Below are 16,930 nucleotides of genomic sequence, written 5' to 3' on the forward strand. Positions count from 1 at the left end.
CGTTAGCGCGCTCGACTCCGGGGCAAGGTGGTGCGGGTGCCCTCCCTGTCCTCGCGCACCCTGCCCCGGCTGAGCGCCTCGGTCTCCACCCCCGGCTACGACCGGCGGCGGGTGCGCGCCGGCATCGTCCACCTGGGGGTCGGCGGGTTCCACCGCTCGCACCAGGCGATGTACCTCGACCGGCTGATGGAGCAGGGGCGCGCCCTGGACTGGGGGATCTGCGGTGTCGGGGTGCTGCCGGGGGACCGGCGGATGGCCGAGGTCATGGCGGCGCAGGACTGCCTCTACACGCTCGTGGTGACCCATCCCGACGGCTTCCTCGGCGCCCGGGTGATCGGCTCGGTCGTCGAGTACCTGCTCGCTCCCGACGACCCCGAGGCCGTGGTGGAGCGGATGGCGGACCCCGCGATCCGCATCGTCTCCCTCACCGTGACCGAGGGCGGGTACAACGTCGATGCCGTCTCCGGCGCCTTCGACGCGGCCGACGGCGCGGTGCGGGCCGACCTGGCGCCCGGCGCCGCCCCGCGGACCAGCTTCGGCCTGGTGACCGAGGCGCTGGTGCGCCGCCGGGAGCGGGGCGTCGCGCCGTTCACGGTCATGTCGTGCGACAACATCCCCGGCAACGGGGACGTCGCCCGGCGCAGCTTCGCCGCCTTCGCCGCGCTCCGCGACCCCGCGCTGGGGGCCTGGGTGCAGGCCGAGGTGCCGTTCCCGAACTCGATGGTCGACCGGATCACCCCCGCGACGACCGACGTGCACCGCACCGAGCTGGCCCGGCGGTTCGGGGTCGAGGACGCCTGGCCGGTGGTCTGCGAACCGTGGACGCAGTGGGTGCTGGAGGACCGGTTCGGCAGCGGCCGTCCACCGCTGGAGGACGTGGGCGTCCAGCTCGTCGACGACGTCGAGCCCTACGAGCTGATGAAGCTGCGGCTGCTCAACGGCAGCCACCAGGCGATGGGGTACCTGGGCACGCTGGCCGGCTACACGTTCATGCACGACGTCTGCCAGGACCCGCTGTTCCGCCGGTTCCTGCACGGCTACATGGACCAGGAGGCGACGCCGACGCTCGCGCCGGTCCCCGGTATCGACCTGGAGTCCTACAAGGCGGACCTGATCGGCCGGTTCGCCAACCCCAACGTGCGCGACACGCTGGCCCGGCTCTGCGCGGAGAGCTCCGACCGCATCCCGAAGTTCCTGCTCCCGGTGCTGCGCGCGAACCTGGCCTCCGGAGGCGAGATCCGCTGCTCGGTGGCCGTCCTGGCCGGCTGGGCGCGGTACGCCGAGGGCGTCGGGGAGGACGGCGCCCCGATCGAGGTGGTCGACCCGCTGCGCGAGCGGCTGACGGCGGCGGCCCGGAGGCAGGGGGAGGAGCCGCTGGCGTTCGTCTCCGACCGCGAGCTGTTCGGGAACCTGGTCGACGACGCGCGCTTCGCCGAGACCTACGTCGCGACGCTGGACCTGGTGCGCCGCCGGGGGACCCGGGCCGCCCTCGAGGAGGTCCTCAGGGCAGGCGGACGGTGAGCCGCACGCGGACCCCGGTCCCGTCCGGCCCGCCGGAGATGTCGACGTGGTCGCACAGCTGGCGGGCCAGCCACAGCCCCATGCCGCCGCGGGACAGGTCGTCGCCGTGGGCGGGGCCGTAGCCGGCGAAGGGGTCGTCCCAGCCCGGGCCGCCGTCGCCGATGGTGCACACGATCCTGTCCGCGGTGGTCCAGAGCCGCAGGCTGACCGGCGGGAGTCCGTGGCGCACCGCGTTGGAGACCATCTCGTCCACCGCGAGCAGGAAGTCCTCCACCAGGTCCGCGTCGGCCTCGGTGCGGGCCAGCTCGGCCGCGACGGCGTGCCGCAGTCCGATGAAGTCCGTGACATCCGGAGCGGTCAGCTGCGGCGTGGTGCGCTCCAGCGGTTCGTCCGGGACGGCCAGGCTCCGCAGGAAGGTGGCGGGCTCGACGAAGTCGGGGTTGGCCGCCGGCCCGTCGGATCCGGTCACCGTGGGATGGGTGGCGCGGGCCGAGTCGAGCAGCGGCCGGGGGAGCCGGCCGGTGTCGAAGACGCACAGGCCCCACAGCGGCCAGCCGGCCAGCGCCTCGTTGATGACCGCCTCGTAGCGCTGCCACTCGACCCAGTCGCGTTCGGTCGCGCCGAAGTCCGCCTCGCCGACGACGCGCACCCGGGGTACGCCTTCGGCGGTGAACTGCTCGGCGAGCCGGCGGAAGGTGGTGATCGCCGTCGGGGTGCGGGACAGGTAGGCGTCGTGCCGCTCCAGGACGAGCAGCCGGGGGTGGTCGCCGACGGCGTCGCGCAGCACTCCGGCGGCACGGGGGCTGGTCGTGAGGACGGCGGCCTCACCTGCGGCCAGCCCGTCACGGAGGAAGGGGGCCGCCACGCTCGCCAGGTGCTCGTCGTCGTCGTAGAGGAAGCCGTCGTGCCGGAAGCGGCCCGAGGACGGCACGCAGCCGGCAGGACCCAGCACACTCACGGATGGAACCCCCGCAGATCAGGGCCACGGGCGCCCTGCTGCACCTGTGTCCCGGCGACCGTCGTACCCCGGGACCCGACCGTCATGCGTCGGATGGCCATCGGACCCGGCGCCCGCTGGTGCCGGGTCCGCGGGATGCGGGGAGCGGCCGTTTCGCCGGCGGTGACCCGGGCAGGTGAGCACGGCGGACGACGGAGGGATCCATCCATGGCCATCGCCACCACCAACCCGACCACCGGGGAGACGCTCAGGACGTTCGAGCCGCTCTCCGACACCGCGCTCGAGGACAAGCTCGCGCGGGCCGCCGCCGCTGCGGCCCGCTACCGGCGGACGACGGCCGGGGAGCGGGCCGGCTGGCTCCGCGCGGCCGCCGACGTGCTGGATGCCGACACCGACCGGGTCGCCGAGCTGATGACCACCGAGATGGGCAAGACGCTCGCCTCGGCGAAGGCCGAGGTGGGCAAGTGCGCGGCGGCGCTGCGCTGGTACGCCGAGCACGGACCGGCGCTGCTGGAACCGCTGCCCTGCGACGCCGCCGCCGTCGGTGCGACCCAGGCCTACGTCGTCCACCAGCCGATCGGCGTCGTCCTGGCCGTCATGCCGTGGAACTTCCCGCTCTGGCAGGCCATGCGCTTCGCCGCGCCGGCGCTGATGGCCGGCAACGTGGGCCTGCTCAAGCACGCCAGCAACGTGCCGCAGACCGCGCTCTACCTGGAGGAGCTCTTCCGCACGGCCGGCTTCCCCGACGACGTCTTCCAGACCCTGCTCATCGGCTCGGGAACCATCGAGCGCGTGCTGCGCGACGACCGCGTCGCCGCCGCCACGCTCACCGGCAGCGCCCCCGCCGGCCAGTCGGTCGCCTCCATCGCCGGCGACGCCCTGAAGCCGACCGTGCTCGAGCTGGGTGGCAGCGACCCGTTCATCGTCATGCCCTCGGCGCACCTCGACCGCGCCGCCGAGGTCGCGGTCACCTCCCGCAACCAGAACAACGGGCAGAGCTGCATCGCGGCCAAGCGGTTCTTCGTGCACCGCGACGTCGCCGAGGAGTTCACCCGCCTGTTCGCCGCGAAGATCGCCGACCTCACCGTCGGCGACCCGATGGACGAGGCGACGCAGGTCGGCCCGCTGGCCACCGAGTCGGGCCTGGAGGACGTCGACAGGTACGTGCAGGACGCCGTCGCCAAGGGCGCGACCGTGCTCGCCGGTGGCCGGCGCGTGGACCGGCCCGGCTGGTTCTACGAGCCGACGCTGCTCAGCGGCATCACCCCCGAGATGGACCTCTACGCCGAAGAGGTGTTCGGCCCGGTCGCCGCGCTGTTCACGGTCGACTCCCTCGACGAGGCCATCGAGATCGCGAACGCCCACCCCTACGGCCTGGGCAGCAACCTGTGGAGCGAGGACGAGGACGAGCGCGCGCAGTTCGTCCGCGACATCGCGTCGGGCATGGCGTTCATCAACGGCATGACCACGAGCTACCCCGAGCTGCCCTTCGGCGGGGTGAAGCAGAGCGGCTACGGCCGCGAGCTCACCGACCTCGGCATGCGCGAGTTCATGAACGCCAAGACCGTCTGGGTGGGGCCGCCCAGCAGCGAGCAGGGCGAGGGGAACACCGCGGCGGCCGCCGCGGAGTGACCACCGGCGGGCGCCCGCTGGGACACTGGTAGCCGTGTTCGACGTCGACTGGATGGGGCTGCTGGCCCGCGAGGTCCTGCGGGAGCGCACCCCCGCGCTGATCGCCGAGGCCTGTGCTTGGGCGGTGGGGCTGTCCGACCGGCCGCACCTGCGCCGGCGCGGCGGGGTGCCGCAGCCCAGCGGGCCCACCCTGGGCGAGCGTGCCGCGGGCGGTCTGCCGCTGAGCAGCGAGGACGGCGGCCGGCTCGACCTCGGCGACGCCGTGCCCGGCAGCTTCCAGGACGCGCTCAACGCCCTGGCCGCCGACGGCGGCGTGCACGCCGAGCGCTTCGACGACGAGGTGCTGGTGCCCTTCGTCCACGACACGTGCCTCGCGGCGGCGGACCGCGCCCGCACCGACCGCCCCGAGGCGTGGGCGGAGCTGGCCGACGACGTGGGCGAGGACGGCACCGATCCGGCCGCCGTCGTGCGGGCGGGGGAGTGGGAGCCGCCGCTGCGCATCGACGCCGAGCAGCTGGTCCTGGCCGCGCTCGGGGCGCTGCCGCTGCTGGAGGTGGAGACCGAGGGGCTGCCGCTGTCGCTGGTCCGGGCGGCCGAGTCGGCCACGCGGGCCGCCGTCCCCACCGCCCCGCCCCGGACGGCGCCCGACGACGGCCTCGCCGGCGCGCTCTTCCTGGCCCGGGCGGCGTTCGAGGAGTCCGGCTGCACCGTCCCGGTGCCCCCGGCGGAGGCCGACCTCCTGCTGGCCGCGCTCGCCGGGACCGGACTGGAGCCCGAGGAGGTGGCCGCCGTCCTGCCCCACCTCCCGGTGGAGGAGGCGACGATCGCGGGGATCGAGGCGACGCTGACGGCGGACTGATGTCGCCGTCACCGGAACGTCATGTGCCGGGGCCACCGGTCCCCGGGTACGGCCGCCGACGGCGCGAGCCCCCGGCGCACGGACCGTCGCCGGGCCGGATCCAACCTGGAGGAACGCATGACCGTCGCAGCACAGATGCTGGCCACCTACCCGAAGGATCTCGGCGGCGTCGACCGCGATGCCCTGACCGCCTGCATCGAGGCGTGCGTGGAGTGCGCCCAGGCGTGCACCGCCTGCGCCGACGCCTGCCTCAGCGAGGACATGGTGGCCGAGCTGCGGAAGTGCATCCGCACCAACCTCGACTGCGCGGACGTCTGCGAGGCCACCGGCCGGGTGCTGTCCCGCCACACCGGCTACGACGCCAACCTCACCCGCGCGGTGCTGGAGGCCTGCGCCGCCGCGTGCAAGGCCTGCGGCGACGAGTGCGCGCCCCACGCGGAGATGCACGAGCACTGCCGCGTCTGCGCCGAGGCCTGCCGCCGCTGCGAGGAGGCGTGCCGCACGCTGATCGCCACCCTCGGCTGACGCCGCCCGCGCCGCGCCGGTCGCCGCCGGGCGCTCAGAGCTGGGCGGCGACCAGCGGCTCGAGCAGCAGCTCGGGCTTGTTCTGCTGCAGCACCCGCAACCCCCACTTGTCGGGGAAGACCGCGAGCAGTTCGCCGTCGCCGCGGCGCAGGATCTCCGCGTTGCGGGCCGAGGCGAGGATCCCGGGCGCGGACGCCTCGTCGGTGCGCAGCGCCAGGCTGTAGGGCAGCCGGTCCAGATCCACCGGAGCACCGAACTCGTGCTCCATCCGGTGCGTCGCGACCTCGAACTGCATGGGGCCGACGACGGCGAGGACCGGCGCCCCGTCGCCGCGGCGGTCGGACGTCAGCACCTGCACCACGCCCTCGCTGTCGAGCTGCGCGATGCCCTTGCGGAACTGCTTGTGCTTGGCGGCGTCCCGGCCCCGGCACACCGCGAAGTGCTCGGGCGCGAAGGTGGTCAGCGGCGGGAACTGCACCGGCTGCTCGGCGTACAGGGTGTCGCCGACGCCGAGCGCGTTGGCGTTCACCAGGCCGACGACGTCGCCGGGGTAGGCGACGTCGATGCTCTCCCGGTCCCGGCCGAACACGTGCTGCGCGTACTTCGTCGCGAACGGGCGCCCGGTGCGGGCGTGCGTGACCACCATGCCCCGCTCGAAGACCCCCGAGCAGATCCGGATGAAGGCCAGCCGGTCCCGGTGCGCGGTGTCCATGCCGGCCTGCACCTTGAAGACGAACGCGCTGAACGGGTCGGTGAGCTCGCGGACCGCGCCGTCGGCGGTGGGCATGCCGGTCGGGGCGGGGGCGAGGTCGACGAGGGTGTCGAGCAGCGCGCCGACGCCGAAGTTGGAGACCGCGGAGGCGAACAGCACCGGCGTCGTGACGCCGTCCAGGAACAGCGACTGCTCGTGGTCCTGGCCGCTGGCCCCGAGCAGCTCGACCTCCTCGACGGCCTGCTGCCAGGCCTCGCCCTCTCGGGCCAGGGCGGCGTCCGCAGGCAGGGTCTCCTCGGGGGCGATGGTGGCGCCACCGGCGGTGCGGGTGAAGCGACGGTAGGAACCGTCGGAGCGGTCGAGCACGCCGCGGAAGTCACCGGCGATCCCCACCGGCCAGGTCAGCGGCGTCGGCGTCAGCCCGGTGCGCTCGCTGATCTCGTCCATCAGCTCGAGGGCGTCCTTGCCGGGGCGGTCCCACTTGTTGATCACGGTGAGCACCGGGATCCCGCGGTGCCGGCAGACCGCGAACAGTTTCATCGTCTGCGCCTCGAGCCCCTTGGCGGCGTCGACGAGCATGACCGCGGCGTCCACCGCGGTGAGCACGCGGTAGGTGTCCTCGGAGAAGTCGGCGTGGCCGGGGGTGTCGAGCAGGTTGACGACCGCGTCGCGGTACTCGAACTGCAGCGCCGCCGACGTGATCGAGATGCCGCGCGCCTTCTCGATGTCCATCCAGTCCGACACCGTGCCGCGCCGGCCGGCCTTCCCGTGCACCGCACCGGCCTGGCCGATCACCCGGGCGTGCAGGGCGAGCGCCTCGGTGAGCGTGGACTTGCCGGCATCGGGGTGGCTGATGACGGCGAAGGTGCGCCGTCGCCCGGCCTGGTCGACGGCGTCCCGCGCGCTCCGGCCGCCGCCCGCCCGCTCCTCGACCACGCTCATCGCAGCGTCGTCCGGGCAGCGCGGGTCACGGCGGATTCGACAGGGAGCACGACTCGACAGTATCCGCGCTCTGGGGACCGGGCGGGTGCGTCCTCGGTCACCGGCGGTCCGCACAGCGCGGACGGAGCCGCCGAGGAGCCGCAGCCCGGATGCGTCCTGGACGGTCCGGCACCTGCCCGGATGCGCATGGGCGCGGGCTCGGCACCCCTCGAGGCAGCGCGCATGCGCCTGGGCGCGGCACGGGGACGCCGCGCCCGGGTGGACGACCCGTGCCGGACCCCCGGAGCCCGGCCACGGTGGAGCCATGACCCGGAGCTCGGCCGGCCCGGCCGTGGACCACCCCCTGTTCGCGCGGCTGGGGGCTCGGATGGCCCCGGCGATCGAGCGGCGCGGCGCGGCGCAGCACAGCGACCGGCCGCGACACGGCCGCAGCGATCGCGGGGGCCGGTGTCACGCTCGAGCGCGTGGAGCGCTTCCGCTTCCCCGACGTCCGGGTGCCGATGCCCATCGCACCGCAGATCCTGGGCACGGCGCTGCGGAGCCCGTGAGGGCGGTCAGACCTCCTCGACGGCGAAGGTGCGGCTGGGCGAGACGTACTCGTCCTGGGCCGCGACCAGCAGGATCTCCCGCGATCCGGCGGCCTCGGTGCGGGCGAGCAGCCCGAACACCGACGCCGCGGCCGCCCCCAGCGCGTCGGCGGGCGAGCCGGTCCGGAGCAGGTGGGCGAGGAAGAGCGCGGCGATCGCGTCCCCGGCGCCGTTGACCGACAGACCCAGCTTCGGGGTGCGCACGCGGTGGTGCCGCCCGCCCTCGGAGGCCAGCAGGTCCACGGCGTCGTCCGGGGTGTCCTCGGCGTCCAGGGAGGTGGTGAGCACCACCCGCGGCCCGAGCGCGTGCACCGCGGCCACGGCGTCCTTGACCGAGTCCAGCGAGCGGGTGGTCGTCCCGGCCAGCAGGTCGAGCTCGTAGTGGTTGGGGGTCACGACGTCGGCCGCCGGCACGGCGACCTCCCGCATCAGCTCCTCGATGCCGGGGCGGACGAACACCCCGCGGCCGACGTCGCCGATGACCGGGTCGCAGCAGTACAGGGCGTCGGGGTTCGCCGCACGCACGCGGGAGACCGTCTGCACGACCGCGTGCCCGATGTCGGCCGAGCCGAGGTACCCGGAGAGCACCGCGTCACAGGAGGGCAGGACCCCGCGGTCGGCGATGCCGTCCACGACCTCCTCGACGGCCTGGCCGTCGAAGACCCGTCCGGTCCACTTCCCGTAGCCGGTGTGGTTGGAGAACTGGACGGTGTGCACCGGCCACACCTCGACCCCGAGGCGCTGGAGGGGGAACACCGAGGCCGCGTTGCCCACGTGCCCGTAGGCGACGTGGGACTGGATGGAGAGGACGTTCAGCACAGGGAGAACGTAGACGCCGGCTCAGGCGCTGGCCGACCCGCTGTCACGGCGGGGGAGCTCCACGTGCGGGCGGGACTGCCAGAGCGCCCACTCCGCGCTGACGTCACCGGCGGTGCGCTGCAGCAGCGGCAGGTGGTCCTGCAGGAGCCGGTCGGTGCTGGTGTCTCCGCGGCGTGCACCGTCACGTTCATGGCGGCGCGCACCGTTCCGGTGCCGTCGCGCACCGGCACGGCCACCGAGCGGACCCCGGGAGCCCGGCCGACGACGGGGTCTCCCGCTCCTGGTGCGACCTGGCCGGCATCAGTGCGCCGCTGACCGGGTAGCACCGGGCCGGCGCGCTGCCGCGCCGGACTCGGACCAGCAGACGCGGAGGCACCGATGACCGCACGGGAACCGCAGGAGATCGCCCGTGTGGCGGCGCAGGCCGGCGCGAAGAAGACGCGCCGGACCTGGGACAAGGTGCTGGTCAGCGCCTTCCTGGCCGGCGCCTACATCGCGTTCGGCGGGCTGGTCGCCATCTCGGTCTCCTCCGGCCTGGACCCCGAGACCTGGGGCACCCTGCCGACGCTGTTCACGGGCGCGACGTTCACCCTCGGGCTCGTCCTGGTGCTCATCGCCGGGTCGGACCTCGCCACCGGCAACATGGCGCTGGTCCCGCTCGGCGCCATGCGCGGGAAGCTGGGCGCGGGCGACGTCGCGAAGAACCTCTCGCTGGTCCTGCTGGGCAACCTGATCGGTGCCCTGGTGGTGGCCTGGTTCCTGGCCGTGCAGACCGGCGTCATCGGGGACGCGGACGCCGGCGGCAACGCCGGGCTCACCTACGAGCGGCTGGCCGGCATCGCCGAGGGCAAGGCGCTGGGGGAGTCGCCCTGGCAGACGTTCCTGCGGGCGGTGGGCTGCAACTGGCTGGTCTGCCTGGCCGTCTGGATGTCGCTGGCGGCCACCACTGTCTCGGGGAAGATCCTGGCGATCTTCTTCCCGATCATGGCGTTCGTGGCGATGGGGTTCGACCACGTCGTGGCCAACATGTTCTTCCTGCCGGCCGCCATCTTCGCGGGGGTGCCCGACGTCGGCTGGGGGGAGACGCTGCTCAACTGGCTGCTCGCCGGCGCCGGCAACCTGCTGGGCGCCGTCGTGTTCGTCGCCACGTCGTACTGGTACCTGTTCCTCAAGGACGACGACCAGGCGGACCCGGCCGGTGCGGAGAGCGCCGAACGCTCCTGACCGGTCCTCGGCGGGGTGGCGCACCGGGGCGGCTCCCGGTGGTGCACGCGCTGCGGGATGCGCAGGTTCTGGCCGGCAGCCGGCCGGAACGCCGCGGGCACGGCTGAACCGATCCGGTCCCCGGCACGAATGCTCCCGACGGCCTGCCCACCGACGCCGAGGAGACGACCGTGCGACCTGTCGCGGGGACGGAACTGCTCCCGGTGCGCGCTCCGACCGCCGGCCACGGGCGGTCGCCCGATACCGTGGCGATCATGGAGGAACCGGCACGCCGGCCGGACAACGCGGCCGCCGCGGCGCTGGTCGCCCGCATCCGGACGGGGGACCGGCACGCCGTCGACGAGCTCTACGAGCTCCTGGGCCGGCCGGCGTTCGCGCTCGCCCGCCGGATCCTGCTCGACGACGGGCTCGCCGAGGACGTCGTCCAGGAGGTCTTCCTGTCGGTGTGGCGCAACCCGGCGGCCTTCGACGAGCGGCGCGCGAGCGTCTCGTCCTGGCTGCTGGCGATGGTGCACCACAAGGCGGTCGACGCGGTGCGACGCGAGGAAGGGCACCGGCGGCGCGGCCGTCGGGCGGAGGACGACATGGCACTGAGCACACCGACCGCGACGCGGGACGCCGAGGAGCAGGCCGTCGACCGGGTGGTCTCCCAGCAGGTCCGCACCGCCCTCGGCGAGCTCCCCCCGGCCCAGCGCGAGGCGCTGGCCCTGGCGTACTACGGCGGCTACACACAGCGGGAGGTGGCCGCGCTGACCGGCGTGCCGCTGGGCACCGTGAAGACGCGCATGCTCTCGGGGATGCGCAAGCTCAAGTCGCAGCTGGACAGCGGCGCCGGGCCCGCCGGCGAGGGCCGCGGCGCCGCCGCGCCGTCGGACGGGGGTTCGCGATGAGCACCCCCCGGCCGGGTCCCGGCCACGACGAGGCCTTCGAGGAGCTCGCGGTCGGCTGGGCGCTGCACGCCCTGGAGCCCGAGGACGCCGAGCTGTTCCTCACGCACCTCGACGGCTGCCCGTACTGCCGGCAGCTCGTCGAGGAGACCGCCGAGGTCATGGCGTCCATGGCCGGCGCCGCGCCGGCTGCCGAGCCGCCGCGCTCGCTGGGCGAGCGGTTGCGGGCGGAGGTGGCGCGTACCCCGCAGGACACGCCGTACGCAGTGGCGGGAGCTCCCGCGGGCGCCTCCGCACGGCCGGCCGAGCCGCCCGCCGCCGCACCCGTGGCGGTCCCGGCGCCGCGCCGGCGGTGGATGGCGGCGCTGGTGGCGGCCGCGCTGGCCGCCGTCGTGGGCCTGGGCGGCTGGACGGTGGCGCTCCTGGACGACCGGGACGAGGCCCAGCGGACGGCTGCCGCGCAGGCCGCTCTGGTGGACCAGCTGCTGCGCCCCGGTCCGGCGACGGTCGTCCCGGTCGACACCGACGACGGCCGGACGGTGGCCACGCTGCTGGCCCGCGACGACGGGGTGCAGGTGGTCAGCCAGGGCCTCCCGGCGAACGACGTCGACGCCGAGACCTACGTGCTGTGGGGGCTGGACGAGGGGACGCCGCGGGCGCTGGGCACCTTCGACGTGACCGGGTCGGACGTGCAGCTGAGCAGCATCGAGGTCGACGGTGCCGACGACTTCCCCGGCTACGGCATCAGCATCGAGCCGGGGGACAGCGCGCCCGAGGCCCCGACCGACGTGGTCGCCCGGGGCTCGCTGCCCAGCTGAGCGTCCGGTTCCAGGAGCACCGTCGTGGGCGTCGCCGCCGCAGGGCATCCGGCCAAGCCGCTGCCCGACGTCGTCGCTCCGGACCTCGACGTGCTCTTCTGCGGGATCAACCCCTCGCTGATGTCGGCCGAGCGCGGGCACCACTTCGCCCGCCCCGGCAACCGGTTCTGGCCGGCGCTGCACCTGGCGGGGCTCACGCCGCGACGGCTGACCCCGGACGAGGACCGCGAGCTGCTGCGGCACGGCCTGGGCGTGACCAACCTCGTCGACCGTCCGACGCGGACGGCGGCCGAGCTGAGCCGGGAGGAGCTGCGGGCCGGCGGCGCCGCCCTGGCGGCGCTGGTGGGCCGGTACCGCCCCCGCGTGCTCGCGGTGCTGGGCATCGGCGCCTACCGGCTGGCGTTCGAGCGGCCCGGCGCCGGCCTGGGGGAGCAGGCCGAGCGGGTCGGTGGCGTGCGCACCTGGGTGGTGCCGAACCCCAGCGGGCTCAACGCCCACTTCCAGCTGCCCGATCTGGCGCGGCTGTACGGGGAGCTTCGGGCAGCGGCCCGCCGGACGACACCGGGCGGCGCCGACGCGGGATGATCGGGTCATGCCTCGTCTGCTCGTCGTCCACCACACCCCCTCGCCCGCGCTCCAGGCAGTGCTCGAGGCGGTGAAGGAGGGCGCGGCCCTCGTGGAGGAGGTCGAGCTGACGCTCCGGCCGGCCCTGTCGGCGGGACCGGCGGACGTGCTCGCCGCCGACGGCGTCCTGCTGGGCACCCCGGCCAACATCGGCTACATGTCCGGAGCGCTCAAGCACTTCTTCGACACCGTCTACTACCCGTGCCTCGACGCCACGGTGGGGCTGCCGTACGGCGTCTACGTGCACGGGAACGACGACACCGCGGGCGCGCTGTCCAGCATCGACCGCATCACCGGGGCGCTGCGCTGGAAGCAGGTGGCCGCGCCGCTCAGCCTCACCGGGTCGGCCTCGCCGGACGATCTCGACGCCGTCGGCGAGCTGGCCGCGACCGTGGCGGTGGGCCTGGAGGACCGCGGCGGGCGGTGAGCCCGGTGGACCCCGGAAACGCCGACGGGGGCCACGGCGCCGGAGCGCCGTGACCCCCGTCGGGGATCAGTTCAGATCAGATGGGGCGAACGTTCTCCGCCTGCGGGCCCTTCTGGCCCTGCGTGACGTCGAACTCGACCTGCTGGCCCTCGTCGAGCGAGCGGTAGCCGTCGCTGACGATGGCGGAGTAGTGGCAGAAGACGTCGGCGCCGCCGCCGTCCTGGGCGATGAACCCGAAGCCCTTCTCCGCGTTGAACCACTTCACAGTGCCCTGAGCCATGTTCGATCTTCTTCCGTGCTGGAGGTGACCGGACCGGCAGTGCGCCGATCCGGGGCCGCCGCACCGACCGGCAGGACCGAGAGGAACGTCAGGGCAGAGACGACTGCGGACGTTCGAGAACGAGCAGAGGTACAACAGCGACCGGGCAGAACCCTACCCTGACTTCGGCCCGGGACGGTAGCCCGGGGCCACGGCGGCGGTTCAGCCGTTGAGTTCCAGGGTCTGCATCGTGTCCGCGCGCACCTGGGCCAGCAGCGCCGGCTCCTCCGAGAGCCGGTGCCCGTAGGAGGGGATCGCCTCCTGCAGCCGGGGACGCCAGGCGGTCATGCGGTCGGGGAAGCACCGCTCCAGGAGCGTGAGCATCGCCGCGACCGCGGTCGAGGCGCCGGGGGAGGCGCCCAGCAGGCCGGCGATGCTGCCCTCGGCGCCGACGATCAGCTCGGTGCCGAACTGGAGCATGCCCTTGCCGGTGGCGGGATCACGCTTGATGACCTGGACGCGCTGGCCGGCCGTGATCATGTCCCAGTCGGCCTGCTCGGCCTCCGGCACGAAGCCCTGCAGGGTCTTGTGCCGGGCGCCGCGCGACTGCAGCAGCTCGCCGATCAGGTACTTGGTGAGGGCCAGCTCGGTGCGGGCCACGCCCAGCATCGAGCCCAGGTTGTTCGGCTTCACGCTCAGCGGCAGGTCGAAGATCGACCCGGCCTTGAGGAACTTGGGGGAGAAGCCGGCGTAGGGCCCGAACAGCAGCGAGTACTCGCCCTCGATGAGCCGCAGGTCCAGGTGCGGCACCGACATCGGGGGCGCACCGACGGCGGCCTGCCCGTAGACCTTCGCCTGGTGCTGGGAGACCAGCTCCGGGGAGGTGCTGCGCAGGAACATCCCGCTCACCGGGAAGCCGCCGAAACCGGCGATCTCGGGGATGCCGGTGCCCTGCAGCAGCGGCAGCGCACCACCGCCGGCGCCGACGAACACGAAACGGGCCCGCACGGTGCGCGGCTCGCCGGTGCGGGTGTCGCGCACGGTCACCTTCCAGCGGCCGTCGCTCTCCCGCTCGAGCCCCGAGACGCGCTGATTCGTGTGCGCGGCGACGCCACGGGTCTCGGCGTCGGCGAGGAGGAGCTTGGTCAGCGCGCCGAAGTTCACGTCGGTGCCGGCGATCGAGCGGGTGGCGGCCACCACCTGCTCCGGGTCGCGGCCGTTCATGACCAGCGGGATCCACTGGGCGAGGACGGCGGGGTCCTCGGTGTACTCCATCTCGGCGAACAGCGGCTGGGCCTTGAGCGCCGCGTAGCGGGCGCGCATGTAGCGGCGGCCCTCCTCGCCGGTCACGAAGCCGACGTGCGGGACGGGGGTGATGAAGTCCTTGGGCGATCCGGTCATGCCACCGCGGACGAGGTGCGACCAGAACTGCCGCGAGATCTGGAACTGCTCGTTGATCGAGACGGCCTTCGTCGCGTCCACCTGGCCGTCGGGGCCGGCGGGCGTGTAGTTGAGCTCGCACAGCGCGGCGTGACCGGTGCCGGCGTTGTTCCAGGCGTCCGAGCTCTCGCCGGCCAGCGCGGGGCCGGCCTCGAAGACGGTGACCGACCAGTCGGGGGCGACGACGCCGAACAGCGCGGCCAGGGTGGCGCTCATGATGCCGCCACCCACGAGCACCACGTCGGGGTTCGCGCTGTCAGCTACTACGCCGGGATCCGAAGTCACTTCTGCCTCTCTGGCCTACCGCGTGAGGGCGCACGCAAGCGCCGCACCCTAGATGGTCGGACGAAACGGGCGCCGACGTGAGCCGCTGCGGTGTGAGGAATCTCGCGCAGCGGGGGCTGTGCGTCCGCGGCGCCGCCCGACCGGGGAGTTCCCCGTCCGCCGTCCGGGCATGCCCGGACGGCGCATCACTCTTCCAGAGCAGACGGGCGCCGCCGTCCGGAGGGCTAGCGTGCCGGTCATGGCCACCGTTCCCGACGACCCGGCCCGTGCTGAGCGCGCGCTGGAGCAGTCCATCCGGACCGACCTGACCGCCGACGACAGCTACGGCGGCTACCTGGGGCTCGACCGGCTCCTCACCGCCCAGGAGCCCCGCAGCCGGCCGGAGCACCACGACGAGCTGCTCTTCATCGTCCAGCACCAGACCAGCGAGCTCTGGCTCAAGCTGGTGCTCCACGAGCTGATGGCTGCCCGGCGCTACCTCGCCGCCGACGACCTCGACCCGGCCCTCAAGTGCCTGGCCCGGGTCAAGAACATCCAGCGCACCCTGACCGAGCAGTGGTCGGTGCTGGCCACCCTCACGCCGCGGGAGTACGCGCAGTTCCGCGGCGCGCTGGGCAACGCCTCGGGCTTCCAGTCCCACCAGTACCGGGCCGTGGAGTTCGTCCTCGGCAACAAGAACGGCGCGATGCTCCAGGTCTTCGAGGGCGAGCCCGCCGCCCGGCAGCTGCTGGCGGAGCTGCTGGAGGCCCCGACGCTGTACGACGAGTTCCTCCGGCTGCTGGCCCGCTCGGGTTTCGACGTGCCGGAGGCCGTGCTGCGCCGGGACGTCCGCCAGGCCTGGCGGTTCGAGGCCGGCCTCGTCCCGGTCTTCCGGCGCATCTACGAGTCGACCGACACCCCGTGGGGCGTCTACGAGGCGTGCGAGAGCCTCGTGGACATCGAGGACAACTTCCAGATGTGGCGGTTCCGGCACCTGCTCACCGTCCAGCGCACGATCGGCGCCAAGACCGGCACCGGCGGATCGTCCGGGGTGGGCTTCCTCCGTCGTGCGCTCGACCTCACCTTCTTCCCCGAGCTGTACGCCGTCCGCACGGAGATCGGGACCTGAGCGCTCCGCACCGCACCGTCGGCCGGACCGGGCCCGTCATCGCGACGGCTCCGGCCGGTCCGGCGGCTCCGGCGAGTGGGCGGCGGCCGCCTCCGGAGGGCTGAGCGACATCAGTCCACGACGGACCGCGTCGATGACGCTGCCGGCCACGAAGAGGTCGTCCTGGGTCGTCGTCCGCGTCCGGCGGACCTCGTCGCGGAACTCCTGGAGCGCTTCCTCCGCCTCCCGCAGCGATGCCCGGTCCGCGGTCTCGGCGTCCACCGAGCGGAGGGCCCCGCCGAGGGCGCTGAGCGTGCGGGCCGCGGCCGGGCGGAGCGGTGGCCCGAGGGCGACGTGCTCGAACTCCGCGCGCTCGCTGTCGGTGAGCACGTCGGTGAGCTCCTCGACCAGCAGGGTCAGCCGCTCCAGGGTCCGGGACTGCCGCAGCTGCTGATCGGCGTCCTGCGCGTACCGGCGCGCCCGGCGGTTCCCACGCTTCGCCTCCCGGGTCTGCTCGACCGCCGCCCGCATCGACGCGAGGACCGGATCGATCGTCCGGATGCGCTCCTGCCAGCCCTCGGCCGTCGGCGGGTGCTCGAGCCGCAGGCCGCCGGCGAGGTCGTCGAGCTGGTCGGCCAGGCGTTCGCGCAGCAGCTGGAGCTGTTCCTGCGCGGGGGCCAGGGGCAGCGGTGGGAAGGCCGCGGTGACGGCCAGGCCCACGAGCGCCCCCAGCAGGGTCAGGCCGGCGAAGCCGAGGACGTAGCCCGTCGGGTTGGTGTCGCCGATGATGAGGACGAACAGCGCCGACGTCGGCACCCAGCTCTTCGAGCCGCCCAGGCGGGACCAGCTGCCCACGAGCACGCCGACGGCGACGGCCAGCGCGAGCGTCAGCAGGTTCGGTCCGCCCAGGGCATCGGCGGCGAGCGCGACCGCCGCGCCGAGGGAGATCGCGGTCACCGCCTGCGCCGCCTCGCGCGCCGAGCCGGTCAGGGTCGTCGAGGTGGCGATCAGCGCGCCCAGCGGGGCGTAGTACGGGTAGTCGGCCGCCGGGCCGGGGACGAGCTGGACCAGCGCCCACGCCAGGGATGCCGCCACCGCGGCCTTGACCGCCATGCCCAGCCGGGGGTGCCGGGCCCAGATCCGGTGGACGCGCGGCGGCAGGAGCTGCCGGGACGGGCGCGGCCCACTGCCGTCCTGCTGCACGACCCACCTCCGTCGTCGCGGGGGGGGGGGGGGGGGGGGGGGGGGGGGGGGGGGGGGGGGGGGGGGGGGGGGGGGGGGGGGGGGGGGGGGGGGGGGGGGGGGGGGGGGGGGGGGCGGGGGG

At 74.3% G+C, this 16,930-nt stretch carries 16 protein-coding genes; 10 read left to right on the forward strand and 6 right to left on the reverse strand.

The features are described 5' to 3' along the window. Positions 1–36: 36 nt before the first annotated feature. Positions 37–1,521 carry a mannitol dehydrogenase family protein gene (locus tag ACI793_RS18025; protein WP_456607754.1) on the forward strand — a complete coding sequence of 495 codons (1,485 nt, stop codon included), beginning with the start codon at positions 37–39 and terminating at the stop codon, positions 1,519–1,521. Here ACI793_RS18025 and ACI793_RS18030 read toward each other — a convergent pair. Continuing rightward, positions 1,502–2,479, reverse strand: a complete 978-nt coding sequence (locus ACI793_RS18030) for an anti-sigma factor RsbA family regulatory protein (protein ID WP_456607755.1) — start codon at positions 2,477–2,479, stop codon at positions 1,502–1,504. The two genes, ACI793_RS18025 and ACI793_RS18030, sit on opposite strands and share 20 nt — an antisense overlap. 207 nt (positions 2,480–2,686) lie before the next feature. On the opposite strand from ACI793_RS18030, the gene ACI793_RS18035 reads away from it, so the two are divergent. The 3 genes from ACI793_RS18035 to ACI793_RS18045 all read left to right on the forward strand — a co-directional run bounded on the left by ACI793_RS18035 (position 2,687) and on the right by ACI793_RS18045 (position 5,495). Then, complete coding sequence (locus ACI793_RS18035) at positions 2,687–4,111, forward strand: NADP-dependent succinic semialdehyde dehydrogenase (protein ID WP_456607756.1); 1,425 nt, start codon at positions 2,687–2,689, stop codon at positions 4,109–4,111. 34 nt (positions 4,112–4,145) lie between these two features. After that, a complete protein-coding gene (locus tag ACI793_RS18040; RefSeq protein WP_456607757.1) occupies positions 4,146–4,970 on the forward strand; it encodes a hypothetical protein in 825 nt (274 codons plus the stop codon). A gap of 117 nt (positions 4,971–5,087) precedes the next feature. Next, entirely contained in the window at positions 5,088–5,495 is a 408-nt protein-coding gene (locus tag ACI793_RS18045; protein ID WP_456607758.1) for a four-helix bundle copper-binding protein, read from the forward strand. Positions 5,496–5,529: 34 nt separating this feature from the next. Here the strand turns inward: ACI793_RS18045 and ACI793_RS18050 are convergent, their stop codons facing one another. Both ACI793_RS18050 and pdxY read right to left on the reverse strand, forming a co-directional pair. Next, positions 5,530–7,149 carry a peptide chain release factor 3 gene (locus ACI793_RS18050; protein ID WP_456607759.1) on the reverse strand — a complete coding sequence of 540 codons (1,620 nt, stop codon included), beginning with the start codon at positions 7,147–7,149 and terminating at the stop codon, positions 5,530–5,532. A 554-nt stretch (positions 7,150–7,703) separates the two neighbouring features. Next, on the reverse strand, positions 7,704–8,555 hold the full coding sequence (gene pdxY / locus ACI793_RS18055; RefSeq protein ID WP_456607760.1) for a pyridoxal kinase PdxY: 852 nt from the start codon (positions 8,553–8,555) through the stop codon (positions 7,704–7,706). 378 nt (positions 8,556–8,933) lie between these two features. Here pdxY and ACI793_RS18060 point away from each other — a divergent pair, with 378 nt between their 5' ends. From ACI793_RS18060 to ACI793_RS18080, 5 genes are all read left to right on the forward strand, one after another. After that, positions 8,934–9,779 (forward strand): formate/nitrite transporter family protein, encoded by an 846-nt coding sequence (locus ACI793_RS18060; RefSeq protein WP_456607761.1) that lies wholly within the window; start codon positions 8,934–8,936, stop codon positions 9,777–9,779. 254 nt (positions 9,780–10,033) lie between these two features. Continuing rightward, a complete protein-coding gene (locus ACI793_RS18065) occupies positions 10,034–10,669 on the forward strand; it encodes a sigma-70 family RNA polymerase sigma factor (RefSeq protein ID WP_456607762.1) in 636 nt (211 codons plus the stop codon). Then, positions 10,666–11,484 (forward strand): anti-sigma factor, encoded by an 819-nt coding sequence (locus ACI793_RS18070; RefSeq protein WP_456607763.1) that lies wholly within the window; start codon positions 10,666–10,668, stop codon positions 11,482–11,484. The genes ACI793_RS18065 and ACI793_RS18070 overlap by 4 nt, the downstream gene beginning before the upstream one ends. 24 nt (positions 11,485–11,508) lie before the next feature. Beyond that, on the forward strand, positions 11,509–12,069 hold the full coding sequence (mug, locus tag ACI793_RS18075; protein ID WP_456607764.1) for a G/U mismatch-specific DNA glycosylase: 561 nt from the start codon (positions 11,509–11,511) through the stop codon (positions 12,067–12,069). 7 nt (positions 12,070–12,076) lie between these two features. Then, the gene (locus tag ACI793_RS18080; protein ID WP_456607765.1) at positions 12,077–12,535 is read left to right on the forward strand and encodes a flavodoxin family protein; all 459 of its coding nucleotides are present in this window, start codon (positions 12,077–12,079) and stop codon (positions 12,533–12,535) included. Between the two features lie 76 nt (positions 12,536–12,611). Here ACI793_RS18080 and ACI793_RS18085 read toward each other — a convergent pair whose 3' ends face one another. Both ACI793_RS18085 and mqo read right to left on the reverse strand, forming a co-directional pair. Then, positions 12,612–12,815, reverse strand: a complete 204-nt coding sequence (locus tag ACI793_RS18085; RefSeq protein WP_040339557.1) for a cold-shock protein — start codon at positions 12,813–12,815, stop codon at positions 12,612–12,614. Between the two features lie 201 nt (positions 12,816–13,016). Then, positions 13,017–14,519, reverse strand: a complete 1,503-nt coding sequence (gene mqo / locus ACI793_RS18090) for a malate dehydrogenase (quinone) (RefSeq protein ID WP_456607766.1) — start codon at positions 14,517–14,519, stop codon at positions 13,017–13,019. 238 nt (positions 14,520–14,757) lie between these two features. Between mqo and ACI793_RS18095 the strand changes: the two genes are divergently transcribed. Further along, positions 14,758–15,627, forward strand: a complete 870-nt coding sequence (locus ACI793_RS18095) for a tryptophan 2,3-dioxygenase (RefSeq protein ID WP_456607767.1) — start codon at positions 14,758–14,760, stop codon at positions 15,625–15,627. A 36-nt stretch (positions 15,628–15,663) separates the two neighbouring features. Here the strand turns inward: ACI793_RS18095 and ACI793_RS18100 are convergent, their stop codons facing one another. Continuing rightward, positions 15,664–16,809 carry a hypothetical protein gene (locus ACI793_RS18100; RefSeq protein WP_456607768.1) on the reverse strand — a complete coding sequence of 382 codons (1,146 nt, stop codon included), beginning with the start codon at positions 16,807–16,809 and terminating at the stop codon, positions 15,664–15,666. Positions 16,810–16,930: the final 121 nt, after the last annotated feature.

It is taken from the genome of Blastococcus sp. SYSU DS0617, assembly GCF_054051075.1.